The organism is Providencia sp. PROV261 (assembly GCF_028477945.1).
Lineage (GTDB): Bacteria > Pseudomonadota > Gammaproteobacteria > Enterobacterales > Enterobacteriaceae > Providencia > Providencia stuartii.
On record NZ_JAMPMC010000003.1, the window covers coordinates 209,023 to 220,967 of the forward strand.

Here is an 11,945-nt window from a genome sequence, read left to right on the forward strand (position 1 = left end):
AAGAGTGCATGATGAGTAAGCACGATGACTGCATTCGTCTTCAAGGGGTTGAAAAAACATTTCAGGGTTTAGACTCCCCCGCAGTAGAGAGCTTAACGGCCGAGATCTATGGTGGCTCGGTAACGGGTTTAGTCGGCCCAGACGGTGCAGGCAAAACGACGTTAATGAGAATGCTTGCCGGTTTATTAAAACCTGATTCAGGCACAATCAGTCTAATGGGATTAGATCCGATTAAAGACAGCGTACAAGTGCATGCTAATTTAGGATATATGCCACAAAAATTTGGCTTATATGAAGATCTGACCGTCCAAGAAAATCTTGATTTATATGCTGATTTACGTGGCGTCCTCGGTGAAGAGAGAGAGAAAATTTATCGTCAGTTGCTCACCTTTACTGATTTAACAAATTTTACAGGTCGACTTGCCGGTAAATTATCCGGCGGTATGAAACAAAAGCTAGGGTTAGCTTGCACACTGATTGGCAGACCAAAGGTGCTACTTTTAGACGAGCCTGGGGTTGGGGTTGATCCCATCGCACGACGCGAATTATGGCGAATGGTACACACTTTAGCCGATGAGGGGATGCTGATCCTTTGGAGTACCTCCTATCTTGATGAGGCCCAACAGTGCAAACATGTTTTGCTCCTTAACCAAGGCCAATTGCTTTTTTCAGGGAAACCTCAAGATCTGACCCAAACTATGGTTGGTCGCTCCTATTTATTAGATGTTCCGGCCGCCAATAAACGTACAATATTGCAAAATGCCCTCGTTCTTCCGGAAACCAGCGATGGCGTGATCCAAGGGCGTTATATCCGTTTAATATTAAAGCCTAATGCGTCTAAAACGTCGCTACTTCACCGTTTGCATATGCCTGATGGGAAGCTGATTGAGGCAGAGCCACGTTTTGAAGATGCTTTTATTGATCTCTTAGGTGGGGGGCCTTCCCATCGCTCAGAATTGGCGGCTATCATGCCGCAAATCCCTGCTAATCCAAGTGAAACCGTTATTGAAGCGCGTGATCTAACGAAAAAATTTGGTGATTTTGCCGCGACGGATAGCGTCAATTTTCAAGTAAAACGCGGTGAAATTTTTGGCTTACTCGGCCCCAATGGTGCGGGGAAGTCAACCACCTTTAAAATGATGTGTGGATTGATGAGACCAACCGAAGGTCACGCCTTAGTGTTAGGAATGGATTTAAAGACCAGCTCAGATAAAGCACGGCAACACCTCGGCTATATGGCGCAAAAATTCTCGCTCTATAGCAATTTAAAGGTTGGGCAAAATCTCAAATTCTTTTCTGGTGTTTATGGTCTGCATGGTAAGCATCAAACACATAAAATAGCTGAAATGGTTGAGGCCTTTAATTTTAAGCCAATTATTAATCAAATAACTGATTCACTCCCTCTTGGCTTTAAACAACGCCTTGCCCTTGCCTGCTCCCTTATGCATGAGCCAGATATTTTATTTCTTGATGAACCGACATCGGGGGTCGACCCTCTCACTCGACGTGAGTTTTGGCTACATATCAACGGCATGGTCGATAGAGGCGTAACCGTCATGGTGACAACTCACTTTATGGATGAAGCAGAGTATTGTGATCGCATAGGATTAGTGTATCACGGCAAGATCATTGCCGCAGGTACGCCAGATGAGCTAAAACAGCAAGTCGCTAGTGAAAGTCATCCAAATCCATCAATGGAAGATGCTTTTATTGGGTTGATACTTGATTATGATAAACAGCGGGAGGAACAATGACCGCCAACGCGTCTCATTTTTCTTGGCGTAGACTCCGTGCATTATGCATTAAAGAAAGCAAACAAATCGTACGCGATCCCAGTAGTGCATTGATTGCCGTTGTGATCCCCCTAATGCTGTTATTTATTTTTGGTTATGGGATCAATTTGGATTCCAGTCAATTACGTGTTGGCATCTTGATGGATCAACAAAGCCATGAAGCACGCCAACTCGTCGATACATTTACAGGCTCCCCTTTTATTGACGCTACGGTTAGCGATAATCGGCAACAATTAATTGCAAAAATGCAAGCGGGCAAAATTCGCGGCATTATCGTTATCCCCGTGAACTTCTCAGCCCAATTGCTACGTCCTGAAGGGCATGCCGCCATACAAGTGATTACCGACGGCAGTGAGCCTAATACTGCGAACTTTGTACAAGCCTACACCAAAGGGATCTGGTATACGTGGTTGATACAACAAGGTGAAAATCGAGGCTATCCCACAGATCCCCTCATTGAGTTAAATATGCGTTATTGGTTCAATGAAGCTGCAATTAGTCAGCATTTCATTATACCCGGTGCCATTAGTATCATAATGACGGTAGTTGGAGCTATTTTGACATCACTGGTTGTTGCTCGTGAATGGGAGCGCGGCACAATGGAAGCCCTTCTCTCGACACAGATTACACGCACCGAATTGCTTTTATCCAAATTATTACCCTATCAAGTCTTAGGCTCCTTTGTGATGATCTTGTGTATGATTGTCACGACATCACTATTAAATATACCTTATCGAGGCTCACTCTTAGTGCTGTTTTTGATCACTAGCCTCTATTTAGCGACCGCTCTCGGAATGGGGCTATTGATTTCCACCATCACTCGCAATCAATTTAATGCCGCAATGGTCGCATTAAATGCGGCATTTTTGCCAGCAATTATGCTATCAGGCTTTATTTTTGAAATCTCAAGCATGCCAATATTTGTCCAAATCGTGACTTATTTCATTCCGGCGCGCTATTTTGTCAGCAGCTTACAAACGCTATTTCTGGCAGGCGATATCTATATTGTTTTGTTCACCAATCTGCTGTTACTTATCGCCTCCGCTATTTTATTTATTGGCTTAACGGCATGGAAAACACGCCGTCGTCTTGATTGATAAGGATGAAATATGTTTTACCGCCTATATACCTTGATCATGAAAGAACTACAGACGTTATTGCAGGAGAAGCAAACGCGGATCATTTTGCTCATGCCTGTTATTTTCCAAATGATCTTGTTTCCTTTGGCTGCAACCCTTGAGGTTACCAACACCACGATCGCCATTTTCGATCAAGATGGCGGGAAGCACTCTATCGAATTAACTCAACGATTAGCAAAAGCGGAAGCCTTTTCTCAAGTACGATTACTCAAAAATGAGCACGAGATCCGAGAAACACTGGATAACCGAGAAAGCTTATTAGTCGTACGCTTCGGGCAAAATTTTAGCGCTGACATCGATAGCCAGCACACTGCGAAGATGATGTTATTACTTGATGGACGTAACTCTAACAGCGCGCAAATTGCCGCTAACTATATTGAACAAATCGTATTACAATATCAAAGCGAGCTAACGGCAGGCCGCCCTTTAGCCAATAATAGCGAGTTAGTGGTTCGTAACTGGTATAACCCTAATCTGGAATATAAATGGTTTATCGTGCCATCACTGGTGGCATTAATCACGACCATTGGCGTACTGATTGTCACTTCCCTGTCGATTGCCCGAGAGGCCGAACAGGGAACCCTTGACCAATTACTTGTATCGCCGCTCACGACTTGGCAAATTTTTATCGGTAAAGCCGTACCCGCATTGATTATTGCCACCGCGCAAGCGACTTTAGTCTTAGTCATTGGTATCTTCTGTTACCAAATCCCCTTTGCAGGCTCCCTCACGCTATTTTATGCAACTATGGTGGTTTATGGCCTTTCACTAGTGGGTTTTGGATTATTAATATCGGCTTTGTGTTCAACCCAACAACAAGCATTTATCGGTGTATTTGTTTTTGTGATGCCCGCTATTTTGCTCTCAGGCTATATTTCTCCCGTTGAGAATATGCCCATTTGGTTGCAAGAAATTACCTTGATCAATCCAATCCGCCATTTCACTGAAATCACCAAACAGATTTACTTAAAAGATGCTGATTTTAGTGTTATTTGGCCGAGCCTATGGCCACTGCTCGTGATATCAGTCATTACCAGTACCTTTGCTTACTACCTCTTTCGGCAGAAAACAGCGTAGCAATTACCTATTAGTCACGATTATATTTTTTACTAAACAATAAAAAACCCTTGTCTGTTTGACCATGACAAGGGTTGATATTCTTTAAAAGCTATTGTGTATCTTAAATACACAATTTATACATGATTAACGGCGGTCGCCGAAAATACGTAGCAGCATTAAGAACAGGTTGATAAAGTCCAGATACAGGTTTAATGCACCTAGGATAGCGAGTTTACGCATGCTTTCTTTATCTTCCACGTCAATTTGTGCACCCATCTCTTTCAGTTTCTGAGTATCATATGCGGTCAGGCCTGCAAAAATCAGAACACCTGCATAGGTAATCACCCAGTATAATGCTGAGCTTTTCATGAAAATATTGACAATAGAAGCGATAATTAGGCCAATAAGCGCCATAAACAGGAAGTTACCGATACCACTTAGGCTACGCTTTGTGGTGTAACCATAAACACTTAGTGCACCAAACATTGCCGCCGTGATAAAAAATGTTCCTGCTACCGATTCCATTGTATAAGCAGCTAAAACCACAGAAATTGTTAGCCCAGTAAGTACTGAGTAGAGCATAAACATGCCCGTTGCCATCATACCACTCATTCTTGGCAGTAAAAATGACAAACCAAGTACAAGTCCAAACTCAACAATGATTAAACCAAAAAACAGAACATTATTAGTCGCTATGGTATAAAATAAGCCACTATTCAGTGTGGACCAAGCAACAAAAGCAGTCAGTAACAGACCAACAGTCATCCAGCCATAAACCTGTGACATAAATGTCTGAATGCCGGCACTGCTGCGCTGGACAAGAGAATCATTACGTTGATCGAATCGATCCATGATGGTTACCCTTCATACATTAGTAAGAAACGACCACAGCAACGTGCCGTAGCCAGACAAATTCCTACAAAGTTTATCATAAATTATTGACAATACCATTCAACAAACTTAAAACCATTGATTAGAATTTATGCCATGCCGCTGCTGACGGGCGTCTAAATACGCTAAAAATTATTTTAAATATAAATGAAATTTACTGATCACCAACGGTTTGCAGAAGCTTCATCGCTCTCTTTTGCCTCGACCCAACGTTCATTATCAGGCAATGTCTCTTTCTTCCAAAATGGTGCTTTGGTTTTTAAATAGTCCATAATAAATTCAGCCGCTTGAAAAGCAGCGCCACGATGAGCACTGGTCACACCCACAAAAACAATCTCTTCGCCCGGCTGTAAAGTACCTACTCGGTGGATCACACTAACTCGCTGTAGTGCCCAGCGTTGACGCGCTTCGACCACAATAGCGGCCAGCGCTTTCTCCGTCATTCCGGGATAATGTTCTAACGTTAATGCTGCAACGCTATCGCCTAAATTATGATTTCGGACTTTGCCTGTAAACGTTACGACCGCGCCATCGCTATCACATTCAGCAAGCCATTGATACTGCTCGCCTACACTAAAATTTTCTGTTTGTACCGCAATATGCGTATTTTCCATCTTAGCCCCCGGTCACCGGTGGGAAAAAGGCCACTTCGTCGCCATCTTCCAATGGATGATCTGTTGCTACAAAAGATTGGTTAACTGCCGCTAACAACTTGCCATCTTCTAAAGCTAAAGCCCACCGGTCACCACGTTGTGCCAATGCTTGACGCAATGCTTCAACATTTGAGTAATGTTCTGATAATTCGAGACGAGCTGTTCCCACCAATTCACGTACTTGAGCAAAAAAAAGTACCGTAATCATGCGTCCACCTTAAAATGACCAGATTTGCCACCTGTTTTTTCTAATAAGCGAACAGGCCCAATTACCATATCTTTTTGCACCGCTTTACACATATCATAAATGGTTAAAGCAGCTACTGAAGCGGCAGTTAATGCTTCCATTTCAACCCCTGTTTTTCCTGTCAATCGACAGCAGGACTCAATACGGACTTGATTTTGCTCCGGCAATGCTTGCAACGTCACTTCAACTTTTGTTAGCAGCAACGGATGACATAACGGGATCAGCTCCCATGTTTTTTTCGCTGCTTGAATACCAGCAATACGTGCGGTCGCAAATACATCGCCTTTATGATGGCTCCCCTCAACAATCATCGCTAAGGTCTCTTTATTCATCGTGACAAATGCTTCGGCTCTCGCTTCACGGACTGTTTCAGCTTTTGCAGAAACATCCACCATATGCGCTTCACCCGACGCATTAATATGAGTCAGTTGGGACATATTTTCTCCTGAAAAATCAAAAATTCATTAACCGCCAATAACGGATAAATTCGGGGTGATGCCACTGTCGCCCATATGTAAAAAGTGCGTCTCTCGCTTAAATTGTAGACCACTTTGAATACGTGCTTTTAATGCTTCGTTTTGATTATCGTCACTTAACAAGTCACGTAGTGGGATACCATTTTCACCGAATAGGCACAGATGAAGATTCCCCAAAGAAGAAACGCGTAGTCGGTTACAACTTTGGCAGAAATCTTTTTCATAAGGCATGATAAGACCAATTTCCCCTTGGTAATCAGGGTGGCTAAAGACTTGGGCGGGGCCATCGCTACGAGAGCGTGGCACACTGTACCACCCCTCTTCAATAAGACGGTCGCGGATCGTTTCTCCCGAAATATGGAAACGATTAAAAAGGTCACTCCCTTCCCCCGTTTCCATTAATTCGATAAAGCGGAGTTGGATTGGACGATGTTTGATCCAATTTAAAAAGGATTTTAAAGCAATATCATTGACGTTTTTCATCAATACTGCGTTGACTTTGACCTTGTCGAATCCCGCTTCAAAGGCAGCATCAATGCCTTGCATCACTTGATAAAACTTGTCTTGCCCAGTAATTGCCGCAAATTGACGCGGGTCTAGGCTATCAACACTGACATTAATCGCTCCGAGTCCCGCCTCTTTCCATTTTTGTACATCACGAGCCATACGATAACCATTTGTCGTCACCGCAATTTTTTTGATCGCTTGATTTTCATGGATAGCGGCAATGATATCGGTAAAATCTTTACGCATGGTCGGCTCGCCGCCTGTGATGCGTACCTTTTCTGTGCCCAATTCTGCGAAAGCACGGCTAATGCGCTGAATTTCACTCAGTGAAAGGAATTCGTGACGACCACTTGGTTTATAACCATCGGGAAGGCAGTATGTGCAACGAAAGTTGCAAACATCTGTAATAGATAAACGGAGATAATAAAATTTCCGAGCAAATTGATCGACAAGCTGCTGCATAATGACACCTTTCCAAATACGGGAGATGCAGACATTTCTATCTTGCACCCTGGTGGCTCAGAGGCCACGGCCAAAGCATCATATTCGTTATCGCGAACTTAGACACAAAGGCTAGGAGTGATATTTATCAACAAGCCCACAAAGCCAGCATAGGTTAACAATCAAATTGCTCACTTTGTTCACTTAGTTTATGTGGGGATTTTAGCGTAAAAGAAAGGAAAAAGCGAATTTGAATTTCGATATATAATATATTATACAACGACTTAGGGTTTAGTTATGCGTTTGTTAATTCAGTGTAAATTTAATGTTCTAATTTGTATTATGTCACCTATTAAACCCAATATTAAGCGCATGTACAAAAAACATCCAGCCCCTATTTTTAATCGTTAATTAAGAGCAATCTTAGATTAGGTTTGCCCCAAATTTTGATCTTTTTTGGATAGTAAAAAACAGCCCTATGAGATAATTGCTGTTTAAACTGCCATCATTTTCAATTTTTATCTGTCAATGATGACGGTAAATGACCCCCAAACGGTGTTTTATGATAAATTAGCGCCGTTTTGTGATAGACGTGATAATCGCGTTTTAAATTGCATTTAACTGGCAATAACACTGTATAATAGCCTTGGCGCTGAAAAAATAACTGATATAGGAACACTATGCCGAATAGTAGTTTGACTGATTTTAGGCATGTTGTCGCCCTTGGCGGCGGACATGGGCTTGGTCGCGTAATGTCTTCGCTTTCCTCTTTAGGCTCTCGATTAACTGGAATTGTCACCACGACGGATAATGGTGGTTCTACTGGTCGTATTCGTCGAGCGGAAGGTGGGATTGCTTGGGGAGATATGCGCAACTGCCTCAATCAATTAATTACTGAGCCATCAATCGCATCGGCGATGTTTGAATACCGTTTTAGTGGCAACGGCGAACTTTCAGGCCATAATTTAGGTAATCTGATGCTAAAGTCATTAGATCACCTCAGTGTACGCCCTCTTGATGCCATTAATTTGATCCGCAATATGCTCAAAGTGGATGCCAAACTCATTCCTATGTCAGAATCTCCCGTCGACTTAATGGCGATTGATGAGATGGGTAATGAAGTGTATGGCGAGGTCAATGTTGATGCTCTGATTGAATTACCGAAAGAGTTACGACTCTACCCAACCGTAAAAGCCACAGCAGAAGCGATTGAAGCAATTCATCAAGCGGATTTAATTTTAATTGGTCCGGGTAGTTTCTTCACCAGCCTGATGCCACTGCTACTGTTGGAAGATATCACGGATGCTTTGCGCGAATGTAAAGCCCCGATGATCTATATCGGTAACCTAGGTAAAGAGCTAAGTACATCCGCAGCTAGCCTCACGTTACAAGAAAAGTTAACCATGATGGAGCAGCATATCGGCTGCAAAAAAATTGATGCCGTGATTGTTGGCCCTAGAACGAATATCGCGCCTATTCGCCATGAGCGGTTAGTCACTCAACGGGTGTTAGAGGCCGATGATATTCCTTATCGTCATGACCGTAAGCTACTCTTGCAAGCTATCGAAGAAACCGTGCGTTTGTTTTAAACCACCACGGGATATCACCACCAATCACGCCAAAGGTTAACAGCAAAAACTCACAGAGCCGTTAACCTTTGTAGCATCATGAATTAGCAATAAAACGCTCCCTTAGCTCTTGCAATTGATCCCTTACATTTGCCGCCGCTTCAAACTCTAAATCCTGAGCGTGTTTATACATCTGCGCTTCAAGTTGCGAAATACGTTGCTCCAACTCTTTTGTTGATAATAATTGGATATCTTCACGTTTATCGATTTTGGCACTCTCTTTATTGCGACCTTTCGATTTGCCACCCACTTTGTGACCAATTTGCAAGATATCGCCAATTTTTTTGTTCAGGCCTTGCGGCACAATACCGTGTTGCTCATTAAAGGCTATCTGCTTAGCACGGCGGCGTTCCGTTTCTTTGATGGCCTTTTCCATTGAATTGGTGATTCTATCGCCATATAAAATTGCTTTACCATTAAGGTTACGCGCCGCACGACCAATTGTCTGAATGAGTGAACGTTCAGAGCGTAAAAAGCCTTCTTTATCGGCATCGAGAATAGCCACCAATGACACTTCTGGCATATCGAGACCCTCTCTCAGCAAGTTGATCCCCACCAGCACATCAAACTCACCTAAACGTAGGTCACGAATGATTTCAACCCGTTCTACCGTATCAATATCAGAGTGTAAATAACGAACCCGTTCACCATGCTCTTCAAGGTATTCCGTTAAATCTTCTGCCATTCGTTTTGTTAACGTTGTCACCAACACACGCTCGTTTTTCTGCGAACGAATACGAATTTCAGAAAGCAAATCATCAACCTGAGTGGCAACAGGCCGCACTTCAATCACAGGATCTAGCAAGCCTGTTGGTCGCACAACCTGCTCTATCACCTCTGAACCTGATTTTTCTATTTCATAATTACCCGGCGTCGCGGAAACATAGATAGTTTGTGGCGCAAGCGCCTCAAACTCTTCAAAACGTAATGGTCGATTATCAAGCGCAGACGGTAAACGGAATCCATACTCTACCAGTGTTTCTTTACGAGAGCGGTCACCTTTATACATCGCTCCGATCTGCGGGATAGTAACGTGCGACTCATCCACCACCAATAAACCATCAGCAGGTAGGTAATCAAACAGCGTCGGTGGCGGCTCTCCTGGCGCGCGACCAGACAAATAACGTGAATAGTTCTCAATACCTGAGCAATAACCCAGCTCATTCATCATTTCGAGATCAAATTGAGTACGTTGGGTGATACGTTGTTCTTCTAGCAATTTATTATTTTCGAGGAGCACCTTACGCCTATCCGCCAGTTCAACCTTAATTTGTTCCATCGCTTCTAAGATCCGCTCTCTCGGCGTCACATAGTGGGTTTTCGGATAAACTGTAAAGCGAGGAACACGATGCTGAATTTGCCCCGTTAATGGGTCGAACAAAGACAACCGTTCCACTTCTTCATCAAATAATTCGACACGTAACGCATATTCATCTGATTCTGCGGGGAAAATATCAATCACCTCGCCCCGTACGCGGAACGTACCTCGGGTAAAAGCTTGGTCGTTACGTGTATATTGCAGATCGGCTAAGCGCCGCAAAATAGCCCGCTGATCGATAATCATCCCATCGGTCAAATGCAGCATCATTTTTAAATAGCTATCAGGATCACCAAGACCATAAATAGCCGAAACAGAAGCCACAACTATCACATCACGCCGTTCAAGTAGTGCTTTTGTCGCTGACAGACGCATTTGCTCAATATGCTCGTTAACAGACGCATCTTTTTCGATAAAGGTATCTGAACTAGGCACATAGGCTTCTGGCTGATAATAATCATAATAAGAGACAAAGTATTCAACGGCATTGTCAGGGAAGAAGGCTTTCATCTCACTGTACAATTGTGCTGCCAACGTCTTATTGTGTGCCATTAACATGGTTGGGCGATTTTCTTTGGCGATGACATTGGCAATCGTAAAGGTTTTACCTGAGCCTGTTACCCCGAGTAAGGTTTGATGAGCAAGTCCATCTTCTAACCCTTCAGAAAGCTGACGAATTGCCTCGGGTTGATCCCCACCAGGCTGAAAATCAGAATACAATTTAAATACTTTACTCATTACCCACGCCTCTTAACCGATCTCCCCCCTATGATACTGGATAAAAAACCAGCTTCAAGTGCTGAGTTTAAAAATTCTCCAGCAATTTTTTATTGTGGTTAAAACAAGGTTATCCCCAAAAATTTTTCTTGACCTAAAGTGATTTATATATTTTATGCTGATGCGACTTCTAGTCTTATCTCAAATAACAACCCATGTCTTGATTTTATTTAACTTATTGTATTTTAAAATTATTATTTATAAGTCTGAAATCACATCAAATAAAGGCAAAGCCGCTTGTCACCTTGGATTCGGTTGTTTTTTTAGATCTAATTCACAAGGTTATCCACAGAAATAGTGGATAACTCTGCAATCCCTTTCAGATAGTGCGTTTCCGTTCCACTCTAAAAACCACATAGCGCATATACATGACAAAAAAATGGCAATTCAGTGAAAATATTTTTACTCAGAATTTATCATAAAAACAGTATTTACTCTTTTTTAACGGATCCGAGTTGACAAAAATGACGGATTAACGATCCAAAATAGCCTTTTACACAGAATAAACAGGAACATAAAAAATTATCTAGTAAGATCCACTAGATAGGCACACTTTTCCGATCATAAATAACCAAACATTACACCCAATGTACCATGACTACGCCATCGTCCTTATCATTCGGTGTTAAAGGATATTTTTGCTGTTTAACAACGCTCAAGTTATAGCATCTACTTCAGGATATAAGATTATTGAATGCGCTCAGCCAGACGAGTCTGATAGTTATCGATACTCCCTACCTATCTCCGTTTCTTACCTACCTGAATATTGAATTATTTAGAATATAAAAATTTAATATAGGGGCTTTACACACAAGCCCCTAATTAAGCCAAGTCGCCATGAAAAATGGGAAGGATGGCGTGAACTTGATGAATCAAGACATGTCATTTTATCGCTTGATAATTCAACGGAAGAGATAGGCGCAGGGTTACGTTTAGACTGAGCCGTTGCACAACAAAAGAGTTTTCGTTCAATACACCAGAGAGCGTGTTTATATTGAAAAACAAGCTCTCTGATA

11 protein-coding genes and 1 riboswitch are annotated in these 11,945 nt (G+C 42.5%); of the genes, 5 read left to right on the forward strand and 6 right to left on the reverse strand.

Features of this window, described 5'->3' with window-relative positions:
- Positions 1 to 11: 11 nt before the first annotated feature.
- The 3 genes from PR675_RS01420 to PR675_RS01430 are packed head-to-tail and all read left to right on the forward strand — an operon-like array spanning position 12 to position 4,009.
- A complete protein-coding gene (locus PR675_RS01420) occupies positions 12 to 1,754 on the forward strand; it encodes an ATP-binding cassette domain-containing protein (RefSeq protein WP_060560670.1) in 1,743 nt (580 codons plus the stop codon).
- The gene (locus PR675_RS01425; RefSeq protein ID WP_004917851.1) at positions 1,751 to 2,890 is read left to right on the forward strand and encodes an ABC transporter permease; all 1,140 of its coding nucleotides are present in this window, start codon (positions 1,751 to 1,753) and stop codon (positions 2,888 to 2,890) included. The genes PR675_RS01420 and PR675_RS01425 overlap by 4 nt, the downstream gene beginning before the upstream one ends.
- Positions 2,891 to 2,902: 12 nt before the next feature.
- Positions 2,903 to 4,009: an ABC transporter permease gene (locus PR675_RS01430; RefSeq protein ID WP_014657773.1), complete on the forward strand. Its 1,107-nt coding sequence runs from the start codon at positions 2,903 to 2,905 to the stop codon at positions 4,007 to 4,009.
- 126 nt (positions 4,010 to 4,135) lie between these two features.
- Here PR675_RS01430 and PR675_RS01435 read toward each other — a convergent pair whose 3' ends face one another.
- The 5 genes from PR675_RS01435 to moaA form a co-directional block, all read right to left on the reverse strand.
- Positions 4,136 to 4,843: a Bax inhibitor-1/YccA family protein gene (locus PR675_RS01435; RefSeq protein WP_004917846.1), complete on the reverse strand. Its 708-nt coding sequence runs from the start codon at positions 4,841 to 4,843 to the stop codon at positions 4,136 to 4,138.
- A gap of 200 nt (positions 4,844 to 5,043) precedes the next feature.
- On the reverse strand, positions 5,044 to 5,496 hold the full coding sequence (gene moaE / locus PR675_RS01440; protein ID WP_004917845.1) for a molybdopterin synthase catalytic subunit MoaE: 453 nt from the start codon (positions 5,494 to 5,496) through the stop codon (positions 5,044 to 5,046).
- A gap of 1 nt (position 5,497) precedes the next feature.
- Positions 5,498 to 5,743, reverse strand: a complete 246-nt coding sequence (gene moaD / locus PR675_RS01445; protein ID WP_004917843.1) for a molybdopterin synthase sulfur carrier subunit — start codon at positions 5,741 to 5,743, stop codon at positions 5,498 to 5,500.
- Positions 5,740 to 6,219: a cyclic pyranopterin monophosphate synthase MoaC gene (gene moaC, locus PR675_RS01450; protein ID WP_004917841.1), complete on the reverse strand. Its 480-nt coding sequence runs from the start codon at positions 6,217 to 6,219 to the stop codon at positions 5,740 to 5,742. Before moaC ends, moaD begins: the two co-directional genes overlap by 4 nt.
- Before the next feature lie 27 nt (positions 6,220 to 6,246).
- On the reverse strand, positions 6,247 to 7,227 hold the full coding sequence (gene moaA / locus PR675_RS01455; protein WP_014657771.1) for a GTP 3',8-cyclase MoaA: 981 nt from the start codon (positions 7,225 to 7,227) through the stop codon (positions 6,247 to 6,249).
- Positions 7,217 to 7,357, reverse strand: a riboswitch (molybdenum cofactor riboswitch). It overlaps the preceding gene by 11 nt.
- Before the next feature lie 529 nt (positions 7,358 to 7,886).
- Here moaA and yvcK point away from each other — a divergent pair.
- Positions 7,887 to 8,795 (forward strand): uridine diphosphate-N-acetylglucosamine-binding protein YvcK, encoded by a 909-nt coding sequence (gene yvcK, locus PR675_RS01460; protein WP_004917836.1) that lies wholly within the window; start codon positions 7,887 to 7,889, stop codon positions 8,793 to 8,795.
- Positions 8,796 to 8,871: 76 nt separating this feature from the next.
- Here the strand turns inward: yvcK and uvrB are convergent, their stop codons facing one another.
- Entirely contained in the window at positions 8,872 to 10,890 is a 2,019-nt protein-coding gene (uvrB, locus tag PR675_RS01465) for an excinuclease ABC subunit UvrB (RefSeq protein ID WP_004917833.1), read from the reverse strand.
- Between the two features lie 860 nt (positions 10,891 to 11,750).
- Here uvrB and PR675_RS01470 point away from each other — a divergent pair.
- Positions 11,751 to 11,870: a contact-dependent growth inhibition system immunity protein gene (locus PR675_RS01470; RefSeq protein ID WP_080728275.1), complete on the forward strand. Its 120-nt coding sequence runs from the start codon at positions 11,751 to 11,753 to the stop codon at positions 11,868 to 11,870.
- The last annotated feature ends 75 nt before the right edge of the window (positions 11,871 to 11,945 follow it).

What these genes read in the sequence shown, in the direction of transcription:
- PR675_RS01420 (WP_060560670.1), top strand. Translation starts at nt 12, where the DNA reads ATGAGTAAGCACGATGACTGCATTCGTCTTCAAGGGGTTGAAAAAACA.
- moaE (WP_004917845.1), bottom strand. Translation starts at nt 5,496, where the DNA reads ATGGAAAATACGCATATTGCGGTACAAACAGAAAATTTTAGTGTAGGC.
- PR675_RS01430 (WP_014657773.1), top strand. Translation starts at nt 2,903, where the DNA reads ATGTTTTACCGCCTATATACCTTGATCATGAAAGAACTACAGACGTTA.
- uvrB (WP_004917833.1), bottom strand. Translation starts at nt 10,890, where the DNA reads ATGAGTAAAGTATTTAAATTGTATTCTGATTTTCAGCCTGGTGGGGAT.
- PR675_RS01435 (WP_004917846.1), bottom strand. Translation starts at nt 4,843, where the DNA reads ATGGATCGATTCGATCAACGTAATGATTCTCTTGTCCAGCGCAGCAGT.
- yvcK (WP_004917836.1), top strand. Translation starts at nt 7,887, where the DNA reads ATGCCGAATAGTAGTTTGACTGATTTTAGGCATGTTGTCGCCCTTGGC.
- moaC (WP_004917841.1), bottom strand. Translation starts at nt 6,219, where the DNA reads ATGTCCCAACTGACTCATATTAATGCGTCGGGTGAAGCGCATATGGTG.
- moaA (WP_014657771.1), bottom strand. Translation starts at nt 7,227, where the DNA reads ATGCAGCAGCTTGTCGATCAATTTGCTCGGAAATTTTATTATCTCCGT.
- PR675_RS01425 (WP_004917851.1), top strand. Translation starts at nt 1,751, where the DNA reads ATGACCGCCAACGCGTCTCATTTTTCTTGGCGTAGACTCCGTGCATTA.
- moaD (WP_004917843.1), bottom strand. Translation starts at nt 5,743, where the DNA reads ATGATTACGGTACTTTTTTTTGCTCAAGTACGTGAATTGGTGGGAACA.